Source organism: Microbacterium aquimaris (genome assembly GCF_039531285.1).
GTDB classification, from domain to species: domain Bacteria; phylum Actinomycetota; class Actinomycetes; order Actinomycetales; family Microbacteriaceae; genus Microbacterium; species Microbacterium aquimaris.
Map to the genome: position 1 here is coordinate 228903 of NZ_BAAAPT010000001.1, position 18485 is coordinate 247387.

The 18485-nt window shown below is 69.8% G+C and carries 19 protein-coding genes and 3 tRNA genes; 9 read left to right on the forward strand and 13 right to left on the reverse strand.

Translation table 11 applies throughout. The features are described 5' to 3' along the window. Positions 1-230: 230 nt before the first annotated feature. A complete protein-coding gene (locus ABD204_RS01135; RefSeq protein ID WP_194422896.1) occupies positions 231-620 on the forward strand; it encodes an SHOCT domain-containing protein in 390 nt (129 codons plus the stop codon). Positions 621-681: 61 nt separating this feature from the next. Here ABD204_RS01135 and coaBC read toward each other — a convergent pair whose 3' ends face one another. Then, complete coding sequence (gene coaBC, locus ABD204_RS01140; protein WP_194422897.1) at positions 682-1884, reverse strand: bifunctional phosphopantothenoylcysteine decarboxylase/phosphopantothenate--cysteine ligase CoaBC; 1203 nt, start codon at positions 1882-1884, stop codon at positions 682-684. Positions 1885-1931: 47 nt separating this feature from the next. Here coaBC and ABD204_RS01145 point away from each other — a divergent pair, with 47 nt between their 5' ends. Continuing rightward, a complete protein-coding gene (locus tag ABD204_RS01145) occupies positions 1932-2654 on the forward strand; it encodes an NRDE family protein (protein WP_194422898.1) in 723 nt (240 codons plus the stop codon). Positions 2655-2686: 32 nt separating this feature from the next. Here ABD204_RS01145 and ABD204_RS01150 read toward each other — a convergent pair. The 4 genes from ABD204_RS01150 to ABD204_RS01165 form a co-directional block, all read right to left on the reverse strand. Continuing rightward, positions 2687-2760, reverse strand: a tRNA-Met gene (locus ABD204_RS01150). 28 nt (positions 2761-2788) lie between these two features. Next, a tRNA-Thr gene (locus ABD204_RS01155) sits at positions 2789-2860 on the reverse strand. A gap of 64 nt (positions 2861-2924) precedes the next feature. After that, positions 2925-4220, reverse strand: a complete 1296-nt coding sequence (locus tag ABD204_RS01160; RefSeq protein WP_194422899.1) for a peptidoglycan DD-metalloendopeptidase family protein — start codon at positions 4218-4220, stop codon at positions 2925-2927. Between the two features lie 190 nt (positions 4221-4410). Continuing rightward, positions 4411-5205: an inositol monophosphatase family protein gene (locus tag ABD204_RS01165; protein ID WP_194422900.1), complete on the reverse strand. Its 795-nt coding sequence runs from the start codon at positions 5203-5205 to the stop codon at positions 4411-4413. A 37-nt stretch (positions 5206-5242) separates the two neighbouring features. On the opposite strand from ABD204_RS01165, the gene ABD204_RS01170 reads away from it, so the two are divergent. Further along, complete coding sequence (locus ABD204_RS01170; protein ID WP_194422901.1) at positions 5243-6835, forward strand: phytoene desaturase family protein; 1593 nt, start codon at positions 5243-5245, stop codon at positions 6833-6835. A gap of 3 nt (positions 6836-6838) precedes the next feature. Here the strand turns inward: ABD204_RS01170 and ABD204_RS01175 are convergent, their stop codons facing one another. The 6 genes from ABD204_RS01175 to ABD204_RS01200 all read right to left on the reverse strand — a co-directional run bounded on the left by ABD204_RS01175 (position 6839) and on the right by ABD204_RS01200 (position 11140). Next, positions 6839-7999, reverse strand: a complete 1161-nt coding sequence (locus tag ABD204_RS01175) for a hypothetical protein (protein WP_194422902.1) — start codon at positions 7997-7999, stop codon at positions 6839-6841. Between the two features lie 114 nt (positions 8000-8113). After that, on the reverse strand, positions 8114-8452 hold the full coding sequence (locus ABD204_RS01180; protein ID WP_194422903.1) for a hypothetical protein: 339 nt from the start codon (positions 8450-8452) through the stop codon (positions 8114-8116). A 124-nt stretch (positions 8453-8576) separates the two neighbouring features. Continuing rightward, positions 8577-8658: transfer RNA gene (locus ABD204_RS01185), tRNA-Tyr, on the reverse strand. A 111-nt stretch (positions 8659-8769) separates the two neighbouring features. Continuing rightward, positions 8770-9681, reverse strand: a complete 912-nt coding sequence (locus tag ABD204_RS01190) for a PfkB family carbohydrate kinase (protein WP_194422904.1) — start codon at positions 9679-9681, stop codon at positions 8770-8772. Further along, positions 9678-10166: an FBP domain-containing protein gene (locus ABD204_RS01195; protein ID WP_194422905.1), complete on the reverse strand. Its 489-nt coding sequence runs from the start codon at positions 10164-10166 to the stop codon at positions 9678-9680. Before ABD204_RS01195 ends, ABD204_RS01190 begins: the two co-directional genes overlap by 4 nt. Positions 10167-10225: 59 nt before the next feature. Further along, on the reverse strand, positions 10226-11140 hold the full coding sequence (locus ABD204_RS01200; protein ID WP_194422906.1) for a bile acid:sodium symporter family protein: 915 nt from the start codon (positions 11138-11140) through the stop codon (positions 10226-10228). 88 nt (positions 11141-11228) lie between these two features. On the opposite strand from ABD204_RS01200, the gene ABD204_RS01205 reads away from it, so the two are divergent. From ABD204_RS01205 to ABD204_RS01230, 6 genes are all read left to right on the forward strand, one after another. After that, complete coding sequence (locus tag ABD204_RS01205; protein ID WP_194422907.1) at positions 11229-11717, forward strand: YajQ family cyclic di-GMP-binding protein; 489 nt, start codon at positions 11229-11231, stop codon at positions 11715-11717. Between the two features lie 279 nt (positions 11718-11996). Further along, a complete protein-coding gene (locus ABD204_RS01210) occupies positions 11997-13073 on the forward strand; it encodes a metal ABC transporter substrate-binding protein (protein ID WP_194422908.1) in 1077 nt (358 codons plus the stop codon). Next, a complete protein-coding gene (locus ABD204_RS01215; RefSeq protein WP_194424298.1) occupies positions 13063-13851 on the forward strand; it encodes a metal ABC transporter ATP-binding protein in 789 nt (262 codons plus the stop codon). The genes ABD204_RS01210 and ABD204_RS01215 overlap by 11 nt, the downstream gene beginning before the upstream one ends. Then, positions 13851-14711 carry a metal ABC transporter permease gene (locus ABD204_RS01220; RefSeq protein WP_322597657.1) on the forward strand — a complete coding sequence of 287 codons (861 nt, stop codon included), beginning with the start codon at positions 13851-13853 and terminating at the stop codon, positions 14709-14711. Before ABD204_RS01215 ends, ABD204_RS01220 begins: the two co-directional genes overlap by 1 nt. Further along, positions 14681-15553, forward strand: a complete 873-nt coding sequence (locus ABD204_RS01225; RefSeq protein WP_322597656.1) for a metal ABC transporter permease — start codon at positions 14681-14683, stop codon at positions 15551-15553. The genes ABD204_RS01220 and ABD204_RS01225 overlap by 31 nt, the downstream gene beginning before the upstream one ends. A gap of 96 nt (positions 15554-15649) precedes the next feature. Next, on the forward strand, positions 15650-16063 hold the full coding sequence (locus ABD204_RS01230; protein WP_194422911.1) for a Fur family transcriptional regulator: 414 nt from the start codon (positions 15650-15652) through the stop codon (positions 16061-16063). Here the strand turns inward: ABD204_RS01230 and ABD204_RS01235 are convergent, their stop codons facing one another. Both ABD204_RS01235 and cmtR read right to left on the reverse strand, forming a co-directional pair. Then, positions 16064-18046: a heavy metal translocating P-type ATPase gene (locus tag ABD204_RS01235; RefSeq protein WP_409264003.1), complete on the reverse strand. Its 1983-nt coding sequence runs from the start codon at positions 18044-18046 to the stop codon at positions 16064-16066. Continuing rightward, a complete protein-coding gene (cmtR, locus tag ABD204_RS01240; protein ID WP_322597655.1) occupies positions 18043-18423 on the reverse strand; it encodes a Cd(II)/Pb(II)-sensing metalloregulatory transcriptional regulator CmtR in 381 nt (126 codons plus the stop codon). The genes ABD204_RS01235 and cmtR overlap by 4 nt, the downstream gene beginning before the upstream one ends. Between the last annotated feature and the right edge of the window lie 62 nt (positions 18424-18485).

Sequence of the window (18485 nt, forward strand, 5' to 3'; positions counted from 1 at the left end):
GTCGCCGGGGCGGACACGGTCCATCCGGCGCACGGAGGCGGTCGCGCCAGAAACCGTCGGCCAGTGCTTCCCCCCTGGCCCGGGTATCGCCGCGCGGCGAAACGTTACCCATCGTTTTCCCAGGGAGCGGTATCATTCGGCGGTGGGGGTCACATTCCTCCTGCGCGCCGTCGATCTGCTCGACCGCGTACACCTCGCATTCCAGCAGAACGCCGAAAGGACGACATAATATGGGCTTCTGGGAGAACTTTTTCGACGTGATCTGGTGGTTCCTGTTCGCTTTCGCGTTCATTGCCTACCTCTTCGCCCTGTTCGCCATCATCGGCGACCTGTTCCGCGACCACAAGCTGAGCGGCTGGTGGAAGGCGCTGTGGATCATCTTCCTGATCTTCGTGCCGTTCCTGACCGCACTGGTCTACCTCATCGCCCGCGGCAAGGGCATGGCCGAGCGCAGCGCCTCCGAGGCACAGCAGGCCAAGGCCGCCACCGACGCCTACATCCAGCAGGTCTCGGGCGGTAAGAGCCCGGCCGAGGAGATCGCCCACGCCGCCGAGCTGCTGAAGGCCGGCACCATCACGACCGAGGAGTACGACAAGCTCAAGGCGAAGGCACTGTCCTGATCCGCTGATCCACTCCGCGAAGGCCGTCACCGCGAAGGTGGCGGCCTTCGTCGTCGTAGGCTCAGTGGGTCGCGATCACCGCATCCCACAGCGCGTCGGCGATCTCGCGCTTGGACCCGTGATGTTCGAGCAGCACCGCGCCCTCGTGGCCGATCACGGCGACGCTGTTGTCGGGGCGCTCGAACCCGCGCGCCCAGCCCACCTCGTTGACCACGAGCAGGTCGGCCCCCTTGCGCTCCCGCTTCGCGCGCCCTCGCTCGATCAGGCGGTTCCGGTCGGGCTCGGTCTCGGCGGCGAACCCGACGATCGTCTGCCGCCCCGTGCGGGTGGCGGCCAGCTCGGCGAGGATGTCGGGGTTCTGGACGAGGTCGAGGGTCCGTCCCGCCTGCCCCTCCTTGGAGATCTTCGACGCCGACACCGCCGCGACACGGTAGTCCGAGACCGCGGCGGCCATCACGATCGCATCGGCCGTGGCCGCCACGGCCTGGACGGCACGCTGCATCTCCTGGGCGGTCCCCACATCGACGACCTCGATCCCCGGGTGCCGGCGGGCCTCGGCGTCGGGGTCGGCCGCGGCGTGGGCCAGCACCAGGGTCACGGTCGCACCGCGGTCCGCTGCGGCGCGGGCGACATCGACCCCCTGGCGGCCGCTGGACCGGTTGCCGAGGTAGCGCACAGGATCGATGGGCTCCCGCGTGCCGCCCGCGCTGACGACGACGCGCCACCCGTCGAGGTCCTTCGGGGCGAGCGCCGCGAACGCGGCATCGGCGATCTCCTCCGGTTCACTCATGCGCCCCGGCCCCGAATCGCCACCGGTCAACTCGCCGTCGGCGGGCCCCACGATGCGCACACCCCGCTCCCGCAGGATGTCGATGTTCGCGCGCGTCGCCGCGTGCCGCCACATCTCGGTGTGCATCGCCGGCGCGACGACGACCGGTGCGGTGGTCGCGAGTAGGGTGGTGCCCAGAAGGTCGTCGGCCAGTCCGGCGGTCATCTTCGCCAACATGTTCGCCGTCGCGGGGGCCACCACCACGAGATCGGCGGCCTGTCCGAGAGAGACGTGTCTGACCCGTGCGACGTCGTCGTGCACCGAGGTCGTCACGGGGTTGCGACTGATCGCTTCCCAGGTCGTGAGCCCGACGAAACGCAACGCATCATCGGTGGGGATCACGTGCACGTCGTGACCGGCCCGTACGAACCGGCGCACGAGATGCACGGACTTGTAGGCGGCGATGCCACCGGTGACGCCGACGACGATGAACACCCCTCGATCTTCCCACCGCACGCGCCCACACGTCCCGAGGAGAGCAGATGTGCACCGTGATCGTGAACGTCCCCGATCACCCGGACGACCCGACGCGACTCCTGGCCGTGCGCGATGAGGATCCGGCCCGACCGTGGAACCCGCTCGGTGCGTGGTGGCCGGAGCGTGACGGACGCATCGTCGGCGTTCGGGATGCACGCGCGGGTGGGGCCTGGCTGGCGGCACGACCCGACGCCGGCCGGCTGGCCGTGCTGTTGAATCGTGCCGACATCTCCGAGCGCACGGACGAGGAGGTGGCGTCGCGGGGCGGGCTTCCCCTCGACGCCGTCCAGGGGGTCACGCTGCGGGACGATCCGCGCACCCGCGGGTTCAATCTCGTCGACGTCGAGGGGGCACGCGTCCGGGTGACGTCTTGGGACGGGCGGGGGCTCCGCTCCCACGACCTCGCCCCCGGCGTGCACATGCTCGCGCACGATGACGTCGATGACGAAGCCACCGCGCGCATCGCGGCGTGGCTGAACGCGTTCCGCGAGGCGAGCCGGACGGCACCGCGGGAGGACTGGCTCGGCGCATGGCTCGACGTGTTGGACGTGTCCAGCCGGCTCTCCCCCGACGACGACCGCGCGATCATCCGCGACAACCGCCCGCACGGATTCCCGACACAGTCACTGCTGCTGTGCGCGGCCGAGATCACGGCCTCATCGGTCGAGGTCCGCTACGGCGAGCTCCCCGAGCCCGCCGGATGGTCGCGCACCGCGCTGCGAGAATGACAAAACCCCCGGGTGGAGCCGGGGGTTTTGAGTAGCAGGAGCGGGGCTTGAACCCGCGACCTCACGATTATGAGTCGTGCGCTCTCACCAACTGAGCTACCCTGCCGCGGCGCATCCGCGGACGAGATGCTGCGAGCCCCGAGTCAGGATTGAACTGACGACCCCTTCCTTACCATGGAAGTGCTCTGCCACTGAGCTATCGGGGCGTGCTACCCGCATGCGGGCAACTCAAAGAGGATATCAGGTCTGGACATCCCCCAGAAATCGAGATCAGCCTCCGGCGTGCTCGCGTAGCCACGGGATGGGGTCGATGGCGGTCTCGCCACCCATCAGTACCTCGAAGTGCAGGTGAGCGCCGTACGAACGCCCGGTGTTCCCGACCAGCCCGACGGTGGTTCCGACCTCGATCTCCTGGCCGACCTGCACCTGGATCGACCCGTACTGCATGTGCGCGTAGTGCGTCGAGACCAGCTCACCGTCGATGACGTGGTCGATGATCACGTGCACACCGTAGGCGCCGCCGGACTCGGTGGCCTCCCGCACGACGCCGTCGGCGACGGCCTGGATGGGCGATCCCGCGCCGGGCGTGAAGTCGACCCCCTCGTGCAGCGCGCCCCAGCGGTAGCCGAATCCGGAGCTCATGGGGACACCGACCGCGAACGGCCACTGGATCTCACCGTTGGGGTCGTTGTAGAAGAGGTCCGAGGTGTTCGCGATGCCCGACTCCGCCGCCACTTCGGCGTACGTCTCGGTGTCGTAGCTCTCGCTGCGGGTGATCTGCAGGTTCTGCACACCCTCGGGGGCCACGTACGCCTGGATCTGCTCCTCGTCCTCGGCCGTGATGTCGGTGGCTCCGGGCGCCATGACCGCGGTGGCGACGCTCTCGCCGGTCGCGGCGGCGACGGCTTCGGCCGGTGTGGTCGTGCCCACGGCGAGGAGGGTGACCGCCCCCATCACGCCGACGGAGAACGATGCGGCGGCGAGACGCTTGAAGGATGCTCCGCGGAGCCGGCGGGGTGTGTCGTGCGCGGCGACGGCAGCACCGAGATCGGCTGTCTGCTCGGTCGAGGTGGTCTTCGCGGCCGGGGCCGCCTGCTGGACGGGCGTCTCGCCGGTGAAGTTGAGGACTCGCGCGGCGACCTCGAAGTCGTCGGCGGCGGGACCGTCGGCGGTGTCCTCTACGGGCACGTCACCGGCGGAACGGTCGACCCCGGTGACCTCGGTGATCGAGACGGCGGGCTCCGGTGCGGGCGCGGTCCTCAGAGGAGTGGTCGCGGGGGCCGACTCGTCGACCGGGATGGCCCCGGTCACCGACCGGGCCGCGCGCGCGGCCCGACGCGATGTGGGCACCGCGGGCTGCGGCGAAGCCGGGATCATCGGTGTCGCAGACTCGGGTGTCGCCGACTCGGTTTGACCGGCGGCGTGCGGCGCGTCGCTCTCCGACGTCCGCGCCGTCGACCGCAGCCGACGGGTCTCCGGCGCGACGGCCGGCGTGTGCGCACCGGTGGTCTCAGCCGGCGCGCGGTGGGCACGGCTGGAACGCCGGGTGGGCGCGGGCTCAGCCATGGGGGAATCGGAAAGCAAGCGGGTGGGGCTCTCGGTTCGAGTCGCGGGGGGAGCGACGGTTGTCGGGTGCGACACTCCTCATCGTTCGAGTGATGAAAAGTAACGATCGGGTAAACACCCTACCCGCGGCAAGCTGAGAACTCCATCCGTGGACACGCGGTTCGACGGATTCGGATGTGACGTTTGTGTTTCAGACCCGGTCGGAGACCGCTGCCACGAGCGGGCCGAGCAGATCGGGTCCCGCGACGGCCAGGAGGGGTCGCTCGTCGTCGTCGAACCACGCCACCTGCCCCCCGGCTTCGGTGACCAGCAGGTCCGCGGCGGCATGGTCCCACGGCTTCAAGCCCCGTTCGAAAAAGCCGTCCAGGCGTCCGGCCGCCACGTACGCGATGTCGAGGGCCGCCGCGCCCATCCGGCGAATGTCCCGCGCGATCGGCATGACCTTGCCGACCACGGCGAGGTCGGCGGCGTGCGTGGTGGCGTCGTAGCCGAACCCGGTCGCCACGAGGGCTCCGGCCTCGCCCGGTGCGGCATTGACCGTCAGCCGGCGACCGTCGAGCCACGCGCCGTGGCCGGCTGCGGCATGGAACAACTCACCGTGCGCGGGGCTGTAGACGGCACCGGCGAGCACCTCCCACGCCTCGGGGGTCGGGGAACCCATGACGGCGGCGACGCTGGTCGCGTAGGCGGGGATCCCGAAGGCGTAGTTGACGGTGCCGTCGATCGGGTCCACGACCCACGTGATTCCGGAGGTCCCGGCGTGGATGCCGTCTTCCTCACCGAGGAAACCGTCGTCGGGTCGCGCCACGGCGATGCGCTCCCGGATGAGGGCCTCGACCTCGCGGTCGGCTTCGGTGACGATGTCGGCCAGCGCCGACTTCGTCGCGGCGATCGCGACCCCTTCCCCGCGACGGCGACGGGCGAGGTCTCCGCCCTCCCGCGCGACGGCGATGGCGATGGCCTCGAGTTCGGCGGCAAGCGTCATGCTTCCACGCTATACGTCGCGCCGTTAGCGTGAGGACATGGTCGACCACACCCCGCACACGCACGACGTCGTCATCGTCGGCGGCGGCCACAATGCCCTCGTGGCCGCCGCATATCTCGCGCGGGACGGCCGATCGGTCGCGGTCCTCGAAGCCCTCCCCCACGTCGGCGGCGCCGCCGTCTCGGAACGCCCGTGGACCGGGGTGGATGCGCGTCTGTCCCGGTACTCGTATCTGGTGAGCCTGCTCCCCCGCCGCGTGATCGACGAGCTCGGTCTGCGTCTGAGCCTCACGCGACGTCGATACTCCTCCTATACGCCCGACCCGGCCGATCCCGGGCGCGGCATCATCGTGGATACCGCGGATCCGCGGGCCACCGCGGACTCCTTCCGCCGGGTGACCGGGGACGGTGACGAGGCGGAGAGGTGGGCGCGTCTCACCGACCGGCTGGCCCCGGTCGCGCGGGCGACCTTCCCGTCGATGACCGACCCCCTGATCTCCGCGTCGCGCATGAAGGAGCGGTGGGGCGACGACGCCCTCTGGGAATCGATCGTCACGCAGCCGCTGGGCGGACTCGTCCGCGCGTCGGTGTCCTCTGACATCGCCCGCGGGATCGTGCTCACGGACGGCCTCATCGGCACCTTCGCCGCGGCCGACGACCCGTCCCTGCGCCAGAACCGGTGCTTTCTCTACCACGTGATCGGCGGCGGGACAGGCGACTGGGACGTGCCGGTGGGTGGCATGGGCCAGGTCACCGCCGAACTCGAGCGGGTCGCGCGCGGCGCGGGTGCGCACATCGAGACCTCCGCGCCGGTGACCGCGATCACCCCCGACGGGGAGGTAGAGGTCGGCGGGGACGCCCCTCGCGCGCTGCGCGGTCGCGTGGTGCTCAGCGGTGTCGGCCCCCAGGTGCTCGGGGCGTTGCTCGCCGCGGGCGGCGCGCCGACATCTCCGCTTTCCGACGCCGGTCCGGAAGGTGCGCAACTGAAGGTCAACATGCTCCTTCGGCGGCTACCCCGCCTGCGCGATGCCCATGTCAGGCCGGAGGCCGCCTTCGCGGGGACCTTCCACGTCAACGAGACACTCTCCCAGTTGGAGGCCGCGGTGCGCGCCGCGTCGGGTGGCACGGTCCCCGACCCCCTCCCGGCGGAGATCTACTGCCACTCTCTGTCGGACCCCTCGATCCTCGGACCGGAGCTTCGTGCGTCGGGGGCGCAGACCCTCACCCTGTTCGGCCTGCACACGCCGCATCGGCTGGCCGACGGCCGGGATCCGGAGGCCTATCGCGCAGAGCTGGTGGCCGCTGCCGAGCGGTCACTCGACGCGGTCCTGGCCGAACCGCTCGCAGACTGCCTGTACCCGGATGCCGAGGGCGATCCCTGCATCGAGGCGCGTACCACCCTGGATCTCGAGCGTTCGCTCGGTATGACCGCCGGCGACATCTTCCACGGACCGCTCTCTTGGCCGTGGGCCGAGGACGGGGAAGAGCTCGACAGCCCGGCGGCCCGTTGGGGCGTGGCGACCGGGCACGACCGCATCCTGCTGTGCGGTTCGGGTGCGAGACGGGGCGGCGCCGTCAGCGGCCTGGGCGGCCACAACGCCGCGATGGCGGTGCGGGAGGTCCTCGCGTAGCGGTCAGGGGCGCGGCGGGAGAGGCGGAGGGGGCGGGTAGCCCTCGTAGCCTGGCGGAACCGGGGGCGCGTCGCCGTCGCCGGCCGAGGCGCGCCGACCGCGGTGCGGTCCGGTCTCGGTCTCGGCCTCGTCCGACGGCCCCCACGGCATCGCCGGCGCGGTCTGCTGGCGCGAGGCATGCCCGGCCGCGGGGAGCGAGCCCGACGTCGGCTCGGCCGGTGCGGGCGGGGATGGCTGTGGTGCGACCGGCGGCGGGACCACGGATTCGGTGGGCTCGGAGACGGTGGGCTCAGCGCGCGCCGGGGAGGCCGGCACGGGCGGCGCCACGCTCTGTGGCGGGTGTGTCGGATGCGGCTCGTACGCCGGCGCCGCGGCGACCTCGGCGGGAACCGGGACTTGCTGCTGGGCGTAGGGCTGCGTCGGGTGACCCGTGTAGTACGCGTTCCAGTCCGGGGTGCCGTCGAGGAGCACCGGTAGCGGTGTGCGCCCATCGACGTATGTGGGCCACGCGGCCGGGGTGGGTTGCGGACGCGGCGGGCGCGGGGCGAACAGTGCGTTCACCAGCGGGAGTAGCGCGGTGCCCACCGCCGCGAGGATCGTCAGAGCGACGACGAAACGCCAGTAGAGGGATGCGAAGCGGATGTACTCGTGGAAGGCCAGCGGCAGCACGAGCATCACCGAAAGGGCTGCGACCAGCATCACCGTGACGACATAGACGACGACCGTGAACGTGGTGCGGTTGCGCTGCATCGCCTTGGTGAACAGGCGCACGTGGAGCAGGGCCAGCTGCAGCACCAGCACGATCAGCAGGAACTGCACGAATCGTCCGAGTCCGCTGGAGAAGAAGCGCTCCGGCATCCAGATCAACGTGGCGCCGAGCAGGAGGGTGATGACCCAGACGCCCATGCTGGACAGCGCGAACCATGCGGGACGACTCGGGGCCAGGTGCGCGTCGAGCAGCGCGACCCCGGCGAATCCGGCCAGGAGCAGGATCGTGAGGAACGCGCGGCCGATGATCCCGTTGGCCGAGCCGACGAACACCCAGATCACGCAGACGAAGGCGGCCGCGATCAGCGCACCGATGGCGACCCAGATCGCGGCGCGGATCAGTCCCGCACTCGCGGGCTGCTCGGCCTGGGGCTCAGGTGGATGGGGCGCAGTCATGATCGAACCTTCCTCCGCGCGGGCGATCCGCATCGACCATCCTCGCACGCGGGACCCTGCGCGGCGAGGACGGCGGCGCCGTTTCCCAACCGCGGTGAAGGAACGTTCGAAGCGTCAGAGCGAGCCGACGAGCGAGATGTACGTCGCGCACTCCTCGACGAGGTCGATGGTGAGTTCACCGCTGAACTCCCGGCCGTCCTCGGTCTCCGCGAGCACCTCTACGTTGGCTTCGTCGCCGTTCTCCTCGACACTGACCACCTCGACGACCGGGTAGGACTCACCACCCATATCGCTCGCGCACAGTCCTTCACCCTCGTTGAGGACACGCTCTGCGATCGTCGCGGCGGCGCTGGTGTCCTCGCCACCGTCCCCGTCTCCATCAGCGGGTGATGAGCACGCGGTGACGGCCAGGAGCGTGGCGGCGATGGTGGCGATGGCGAGGGTGCGATTCATACGCCCAAGCTAGCGGGTCGTCGCAACCGCGAGGGAAAGTCGCGGGGGACTGTTCGTCGCCTCTCGCGTACGGAACCCGCGGTTTCACCCCGGGGGACATGGGGATGAGACGTCTGCGGGTGAGTGGCGAGTGAGGGATTCGAACCCCCGAATGCAGTGCAGTCTGATTTACAGTCAGATCCCTTTGGCCGCTTGGGTAACTCGCCGGGTGCGCACCTGTCCGGCTTTTCCAGTCGACCAGAGGCGCGATCAATGATCTTACCCCCGATGACGCTCGCGTCGAAATCGAGGTCGCCGGGCGAGACCACCCGGCCTGGTCAGGTGCCGATGCGGTCGATGTCCTCGCCGTCGAACACGGCCGGAAGGCGCAGCAGCGCCCCCTCGAACCGGCACGTCGCCGCTGCGGCGTCCATGGCCTCGGCGAGGATCTCGTGCCAGTCCGGAACCACCGCGCCCCGCGCATCGGCCAGCGCCGCGACGGTGACGGCGAACGAGGCGTCGCCTGCTCCCATGGTGTCCACGATCGGGCCCGGCATGGTCGAGATCGGCTGCGTGATCGACTGGGTGCCGGCGAGGATGGTCGCTCCGTCGCGTCCACGGGTCGCGAGCACCGCGGTGGCACCCTTCGCCTGAAGCGCTTCGGCGACCGAGTCCAGGCCCTGCCGGTAAAGCAACGCGGCATCGTCGTCGCCGACCTTGACGAGGTCCGCCGTCGCGGCGAGAGCTTCGAACCCGCGCACGAATTCCGCACGGTCGTGCAGCATCCCCTCGCGCGGATTCGGATCGACGGCGACGACGGATCCGGCGACCGCCTCGGCGAGCGCTTCGGTCTCAGCGGGGACGTCGAAGGGGAAGCAGCTGACGGCCACCACCGCGGCCTCGGCGAGCGCGGCGCGTTCGGCGTCGCCGAACCGGATGCCGCGGTTCTGCGCGGCATCGTTGAACGCGTACACCGGCTCACCGCCGGCCCCTCGGGTGCTGACCGCGCGGGACGAGCCGAGGGGTGCGGGCGAGGCGAGCAGGCGCACGTCGTAGTCGTCGAGGTAGGAGCGGATGTGGTCGCCGGCCTCGTCGTCGCCGACCATCGCGATGAGCGTGGCCGGCACGCCGAGCCGGGTGAGGCCGACGGCCACATTGAGCGCCGCTCCCCCGACGAACTCCCTGACGCCTGTCTCGTCGCGGATCTCGTCGATCAGCGCGTCGCCGATGACCACGACCGGACCGGTCATGCCGCCTCCGCCACGCGGTTCACAAGGGCTTCCGCCCGCTGCCGGGTGCCGTCGATGCGACGATCGACGCTCGCGCGGATCTCGCTCGGAGCCAGCGGAGCGGCCAAACGCACATTCTCGTGGCATGACAGGTCCGCGCAGATGTAGGTGCCGATGCTGTCGCCGTTCTCCCCGGCGTCTCCGGCCTTGCGGGCGGTGAACAAAGCCACCTGGTCTCCGGGTTGCATGGTGTGACACAGATTGCACATCGCCGGTCGAGCGTGCGAGGACCCCGAGCTCGCACGGAGGACGACCCCGGTGGGCTCCCCGTCGACCTCGGCGATCACGTAACCGCGGCCGCGGGTCTGCGGATCGCGCCACGCGAAGAAGTCGGTGTGGTCCCACTCGGTCAGCACGAAGTCCGCCGGCAGCCGCACGTGGGTGATCTCTTCGGGAGCGGCGTTCACGAACGACTCGCGGACATCGTCTTCGGTCAACGGGCGCATGCAGCCTCCTCGTCCGGTGTGCGGCCAGTCTAAAGAGCCCGCCGGCCGACGAGGGCGGTTCACGCCCGCGCTCCGCCGGCGTCCGACGCGTCGACCGCCGACCCCTCGTCGTCGCGCCGCGCATCCGTGCGCCCCCGGATCAGGAATCCGAAGCCGAACGCGATGAAGAACATGAGCACTCCGTAGACGGCCGCCGGAAGGCTGAGTTCGACCGAGCCGAGCACGGTCTGGGCGATGACGATCGCGAGCGTCGCGTTGTGGATGCCGATTTCGAACGACGAGGCGATCGCCTGGCGGCGCCCGACGCGCACGAGTCGCGGCACGAGGTAGCCGATCGACAGGCTCAGCACGCAGAAGACGACGGTGATCAGCGCGAGGCGTCCGGCGTTCTCGACCAGGAGCGCCCAGTTCGCCGCGACGGCGCCGGCGATGACGACCACGAGCACAACGACGGAGATGATGCGCACCGGGCGGTCCATGCCGTCGGCGAAACGCGGCCACAGGCGGCGGACGATCATGCCACCGATCACCGGCAGGAGCACGATCGCGAACACCTCGAGGGTCTTGGCCCACTGCAGTCCGAGCTGGTCGTCGAACGGGTCGAAGTACCAGATCGCGAAGTTGGTGATCAGCGGGAGCGTCACCACGGCGATGACGGAGTTGAGCGCGGTGAGGGAGATGTTCAGCGCGATGTCGCCACGGAACAGGTGACTGTAGAGGTTCGCGGTCGTCCCGCCCGGCGAGGCGGCGAGCATCATCATGCCCACGGCGAGGATCGGTGGCAGCTGGAAGAGGATCACCAGACCGAAGCACAGGACCGGCAGGAGCAGCAACTGGCATCCCAGCGCGACGAACACCGCCTTGGGCTGGGTCGCGACGCGTGCGAAGTCACGTGGTGTGAGGCTCAGCCCGAGGCCGAACATGATGATCCCGAGCGCGACGGGAAGTCCGATGGTGGTCAACGCTGATCCCATCCGCCCAGTGTGTCGGATGCCGGCCGCCCCCACCAGAGCCGCGCCGCTTCACCCGCGCGCGGCGGTCCGTCGGGAGTAGATTTGGGGGATGGCAGACTCCAGTTTTGACATCGTCTCGAAGATCGATCACCAGGAAGCCGACAATGCGCTGAACCAGGCCCGCAAGGAGCTCGAACAGCGCTACGACTTCAAGGGCACCGGCGTCTCGATCGAGTGGAGCGGCGAAGCCGTGCTGATCAAGGCCAACACCGAGGAGCGCGCCACCGCCGCCCTCGACGTCTTCCAGACCAAGCTCATCAAGCGCGGCATCTCGCTGAAGAGCCTCGAGAGCGGCGAGCCGCAGGCCAGCGGCAAGGAGTTCCGGATCGTCTCGACCCTCAAGGAAGGCATCTCGCAGGAGGACGCCAAGAAGATCGGCAAGATCATCCGCGACGAGGGCCCGAAGTCGGTGAAGTCGCAGATCCAGGGCGACGAGCTGCGCGTGCAGTCCAAGAGCCGCGACGACCTGCAGGAGGTCCAGCGCCTCCTCAAGGCCGCCGACCTGGATGTCGCGCTGCAGTTCGTCAACTACCGGTAGATCAAGCCTCTCACCAGAGGTTTATTGCCCTCCGTCCGCAGGGACTCCGCAAGAGTCCGCGGACCCGGTACGCGGCTGCCCCGTCTTGCGCGGTGTGTTTCCGCGGTTCTCGAGGTTTGCGAAGGCGTGGAGTGCGTGTGCTCAGCCGCAGGTGGGCGCGCTGATCGAGGACCCTTCGTGGGCGGCGTGTCGAGATTTGCTGAGAACGATTCTCGTTCTCTAGGCTCTGTGTCAACCCGACCCGAGAACTCCCGCACTCATCGCGGAGGAGAGACGATCATGCGCAAAGCCACATCCGTTCCCGCAGCACTGATGGCCGGGGCCGTCGGCCTCGGCACCCTCAGCGGGTGCAGTAGTACCGCTCCGGCCTCGACCGACGAGGAGCTACGGGTCGTCGCCACGACGACGCAGGTGGGCGACTTCGTGCGGGAGATCGTCGGCGAGGTCGATGGCGTGTCGGTGTACCAGGTCCTTCAGCCGGGCGTGAGCCCCCACGCCTTCGACCCGAGCGCGGCCGACCTCGTCGCACTCACGGAAGCCGACATCGTCATCGAAAACGGCGTCGACTTCGAGCCGTGGCTCGAGGACGCGCTCGCCTCGGCGGGATCCGACCCCGTCGTCGTCGACAATTCCGACGGTGTCGAACTCCTCGCATACAGCGAGGAAGAGGAACACGAGCACGACCACTCCGAAGAGGAGGACTCCGAAGACGAGCACGCCCACTCCGAAGACGAGCACGACCACGACCACGACCACGGCGAGTACGACCCGCACATCTGGCAGTCGGCCGCAGACGCCGAGATCATGGTCGACAACATCGCCCACGCCCTGATCGAGGCCGACCCCGACAACGCCGACACGTACACGGCCAACGCCGACACGTATCTCGGGACCCTCGAGGAGCTCGACGCCTGGATCATCGCGAGCGTCGACCAGGTTCCCGCCGAAGACCGTCTCCTGGTGACCAGCCATGACGCCCTCGGCTACTACGTCGACCGCTACGACCTCGAGTACGTCGGCGCGGTGATCCCCAGCCTCGATGACAGCGCGGAGGCGAGCGCCCAGGAGATCGACGAGCTGGTGGCGTTGATCCGAGAGACGGGCGCCCCGGCGGTCTTCGCCGAGTCGTCGATCAACCCCGCCGCCGCGGAGACGATCGCGGCCGAGGCCGGCGTGACGGTCTACTCCGGCGACGATGCCCTGTATGCAGACTCGTTGGGCGTCGCGGGTACCCCCGGCGCCACCTACGTCGGCAGCATGGTCCACAACACCGAGCTCATCGTCGGTTCGTGGGGCGTCGAGGCGGCACCGGTGCCGGACGCGGTCGCCGGCGCCGCCAGCGTGGATGCGGACTAGGACGCCGCGGCCACGCCGCGCGGGCCGCGCCCCCGACGAGGACGACACCACCTTTCGACCCACGCCACTGATCACGGTCGAGGACGCCTCGTTCGGGTATGGCGGTGCAGTCGCGCCGGCGCTCGCCGACGTGCGGCTTCGCGTCTCACCCGGAGAAGCCATCGCACTGATCGGGCCCAACGGGGCCGGCAAATCGACCCTGTTCAAGGGTCTGCTGGGGCTCCTCCCCCCACTGACAGGCACGGTCTCCGGATCCCCCCGAATGGGCTACCTTCCCCAGTCCGATCACATCGATCCGGACTTTCCCATCAGAGTGCGCCAGGTGGTGACGATGGGACGCTATGCCCAGCGCGGGTGGCTACGGCCCCTTCGGCGGGCGGACCGACAGGCGGTCGACCGCGCGCTCGAACGCACCGCGCTGACCGGCCTTGCCGGGCGCGTGTTCGGCGACCTCTCCGGCGGCCAGCGCCAACGTGCCCTCCTGGCACGGGCCATCGCGAGCGATCCCCAACTACTCCTGCTGGACGAGCCGTTCAACGGACTCGACCAGCCCAGCCGCGAGGCCCTGATGGCCACGGTCGCGGCGCTGATCGACTCGGGGGTGGCCGTCATCCTCTCCACGCACGACGTCTCGCTCGCCCAGGCGACCTGCACACGCGCGTTGCTCATCGACCGCCGGGTCGTCGCAGCAGGACCCGTCGACCAGGTGGTGGGCGGGCCGGAGTTCGCGGAGGTGTTCCAGCGGCACGACCCTCATGCATCGGCGGGTGAGCGCTGATGCACCTGTTCGACCCGTTCGCCTACCCCTTCATGACGACTGCCCTGGCGGCGATGATTCTGATCTCCCTCGCCGCCGGACCGATCTCCACGCTCGTGAACCTCCGTGGTCTCGAGTTCATGAGCGACGGCCTCATCCACGCCGCTTTCCCCGGGATCGTCATCGGATACGTGGTCGGTGGCACCGAGGGACTGTATCCCGGGGCGGTGGTCACGACCGTCCTGGCCGCGGTGGTGTTGACGCTCCTGACCCGGCGGAAGGTCTCATCGGATGCCGCGACTGCCACGGTCCTGACGTCGGCCTTCGGCATCGGCGTGATCATCGTCAGCCGCAAGTCCGACTATGCCGGGCAGCTGCAGGAGCTGCTGTTCGGCCGCCTGTTCACCGTGCAGCCCTCGGAGTTGCTCCCCCTGGGCGTCACCCTGGTGCTGGCGCTGGCTCTGGTCGCGGTGACGTGGCGCCGCCAGGTCTTCCGGGCGTTCGACGCCGCGGGCGCCACGGCCGCAGGCGGGCGTGTCCTCCTCACCGACCTCGCGCTCACCATCGCCATCGCCCTCGTCGTCGTGGCCGCCTCCAACACCGTCGGGAATCTCCTCGTCCTCGCGATCCTCATGCTTCCGGGAGCGGCCGGACGGCTGATCTCACGTCGGATCGAGTGGATCGTCCTCACCGCGATCGTCTTCACCGTACTCGCGGCATGGTGGGGGCTGTGGGCGGCGTTCTCGATCTCGCTCTCTGCCAGCTCCCTGTTGCCCGGAGGCGCGACGGTCGTGCTGACCATGACGATCGGCTACCTGGCCCTCGTCACCGTGCGCATCCTCCTCGACGGGTGGGCACGACACCGGGCTGTGAGAACCTGATGGGCTACTTCGAACGTGCCCTCGTGCTCGCCACGCTCATCGGCGCGATCACCGGGCTGGGCGGGACGGTCATCGTGATGCGGGGGCGCGTCTTCTTCGCCCAGGCGCTCACTCACGCGACCTTCCCGGGCGCAATCGTCGCCGCGATCCTGGGCGTGAACGTCCTTCTCGGTGCCGGCGTATCCGGCGTCGCCCTCGTGGGGATGATGCTGCTCCTCGAGCGCAGACGGGAGATCAGCCGGAATGTGAGCGCCGGACTCGTCCTCACCAGCGGGTTCGCCATGGGTGTGGTGCTCCAGTCGCTCAATCCGCACATCCCGATCAGCCCGGAATCGGTGCTCGTGGGCAGCCTCTTCTTCGCTCCCGTCGGCTCACTCCCGATTGCCGCCGGCGCACTGCTGGTCGTCGTGATGATCGTGATCGTGTTGCGCCGACCGCTGCTGTTCTCGACCTTCGACGTCGCCGGGTTTCGATCGGTCGGCGGCCGGGAGGCGATCGTCGAGGGTGCCGTCCTCACGATCGTCGTGATCGCCGCGGTCGTGGCCATCCCCGCCGCGGGCGCCGTGCTGACGATCGCCTTGTTGGCCGGCCCGGCGTCGGCGGCGCGGCTGGTGACGCGCACCTGGATCGGCATGATCGCGGTGGCCCCGCTCCTCAGCATCGGCGCCGCAGTCTCCGGCACGCTCCTGTCGCGCGCCGCCGGCGTGAGCGCGGGTGGCATCATCGCGCTCGTGGCGGGCAGCGAGTTCGTGGTCGCCCTGGCGGCGAGCCGCCTTCTCCGACGACGGCGCAGAAGACACCCCGCTTCGATGGAGAACGATTATCACTCGCATGTATCGTGAGATGCGATGGCTTCATCGATCGGCGCAGCACCGGGCACCCGTGTGCGGAGGGACCCGCGAGCGACATCCCCCGATCCACCCGTGCGAGGAGGCACCATGACGGCGTCCGACACGCGAGACCAGTCGAATCGGGAGAGCACCAAACGTGACACCGTGCGCCGGGCGCTTGCGCGCACCGACGGGTTCGTCTCCGCCCAACAGCTCCATCTCCAGATCAACGCCGACGGCGATTCGATCGGGCTCGCAACGGTCTATCGCCACCTGGGCGCCCTCGCGGAGCAGGGCGACGCCGACACGATCTCCGGAGCGAGCGGGCAGCTCTTCCGCACCTGCCGCCGCCCCGGTGCACATCACCACCACCTGATCTGTGAGAGCTGCGGGGCCGCCGCAGACATCTCCCCTCCCGACGAGGAGTGGATCCGGGCGGCGGCTCTCGAACACGGGTTCACCGTGACCCACCACCTGATCGAGGTGTTCGGCCGATGCCGCCAGTGCCCTCCCGGCGAGTGATCAGACGCGCGCGGCGTGGAGCTCGCCCGTCGATGCGGCAAGACGGCGCGCGGCCGCCGGCCGCCTCGCCGCTCGAACCCCGTTGAGGATGACGATCACCTCGGCGATCTCGTGCACGAGGACGACCCCGGCCAACCCCACCATCCCGAAAAGCGCCAGGGGGAACAGGACGACGATGATCGCCAACGCGAGCGCGATGTTGACGGTCATGATCCTCCGGCCCCGACGCGCATGGGCGAGCGCCAACGGGATGAGCCGCAGGTCGTGACCGATGAATGCCGCATCGGCTGATTCCACCGCAGCCGCCGCACCGCGCACGCCCATCGCGAGGCCGACCGTCGCCGATGCCAACGCGGGTGCGTCGTTGATCCCGTCGCCCACCATCGCGCTCGGCCCCCGCACCGACAACTCGTCGATCGCCGCAGCCTTGTCTGCGGGCCGCAGGCTTGCGCGCACGTCGGCGATCCCGGCGCCCGAGGCGACGGCCCCCGCGGTGCGAGGGTTGTCTCCCGTGAGCATGACCACCTCCACACCCTGGGCACGCAGCATCGCGACGGTCTCGGCGGCCTCGGGGCGCAGTTCATCACGCACCCCGATCAGGCCCGCGAGTCGCTCCTGAACCTCGACGGCGACGACGGTCATCCCCAGGCCGGACATCCGCTCGACCTCGTCTTCGAACGCCCCCACCGGGATCCACCGTGTACTCCCGACGCGAACCCGGCGCCCACCGATCAAGCCGGTGACCCCCTCGCCGGCGTGCTCGACGACGTCGGTGGCCGCGGGGGTCGACGCGCCCCCCTGTGCGCCGGCGGCGACGATCGCCTGGGCGAGCGGATGCGTACTGGTCGCCTCGAGGGCCCCGGCGAAGGCAAGCGCGTCTTCGTGCGGCACCGTCGGGACGGTGCAGACCTCGACGACGGAAGGCTCGTTGCGGGTGAGGGTGCCGGTCTTGTCGAAGGCGACGTGGCGGACCGTGCCGAGCTGTTCGAAAGCGTCGCCGGTCTTGATCACCACGCCGAACCGAGAGGCCGAACCGATGGCACTGATCACGGTCACGGGCACTGCGATCGCCAGCGCGCAGGGCGACGCGGCCACAAGCACCACCAGCGCCCGTTCGACCCACAACAGGGGATCGCCGACGAACACACCGTACAGCGCCACGAGGCCTGCGACGATGAGGACCGCCGGAACGAGCGGGCGGGCGATACGGTCCGCGAGACGAGCGCGTTCACCCTTCCGCGCGTGGGCCTGTTCGACGAGCTGGACGATCTGGGTCAGCGAGTTGTCGCATCCATCCGCGGTGGCCTCGACGTGCAGCGTTCCCGCACCGTTGACGGACCCGGCGGGCACCGGTACTCCCGGCGCGACGTCGACGGGGATCGACTCGCCGGTCACCGCCGAGGTGTCGACGCTGGAGCGGCCTTCGACGACGACCCCGTCGGTGGCGATGCGCTGACCGGCACCCACGACCAGGATATCCAGCTCCCGCACTTCCGCGGCCGGTATGGTCACCTCCCCCGACAGCTTCGACAGCCTCGCCGTGTCGGGCATGAGCGTCAGAAGCGCCCGCAGGCCCTCCTTCGCGCGATCCATGGCACGGTCTTCCAGTGTCTCCGCCAGCGAGAAGAGGAAGGCGAGCGCCGCGGCCTCGCCGACGTGGCCGAGAAGGACGGCTCCGATCGCCGCGATCGTCATCAGCAGGTTGACCCCGAGCCGACCGCGCCACAGCGCGCGAACCGCGCCGGGAACGAACGTCCACGCTCCCGCCAGCAGCGCCGCGGTCTGGAGCACGACGGCCGGCACCGACGCACCCCCCACCTCGGCGCCGAAACCCGCCGCAAGGAGGACGCCCGATGCGAGGGAGGGAAGGAGAGCGGGGTCACGCCACCACGGCGGCCTGAGCGCGGACGGGGAAATGTCGTCCGCAACGTCGGTGTCGGCGGAGGCGTCAGGGGTTCCGGGCGCGCAGCACGCGGCGCTCACGAACCCCCCACCGCGACCGACGCACCGCGGTCGGTCGCGCAGCATCCCGGAAGCGCACAGCCCTCCCCATCGCACGAGCTCCCGTCGTCGACAGCGATCACGGCGTCCACGAGCACCGTGATGGCGCGGGTGAGGTGGGGGTCGGCGATCTCGTAGCGGGTCTGGCGCCCCTCCGGAATCGCGACGACGAGACCGCACCCGCGCAGACACGCGAGGTGATTGGAGACGTTGGTGCGACTGAGGTCGAGGGACTCGGCCAGCCGTGCGGGATAGCCCGGACCCTCGATGAGCTCGAGCAGTATGCGGGAGCGTGTCGGGTCGGTCATCGCCCGACCCAACCGCGTCATGACATCGATACGCGAAGCAATGGTCAGCACACGCTGACTATACAGCGGATGCTGACCATTTGCATGCCCCGCTGACGGCGTCACCCGTCTAC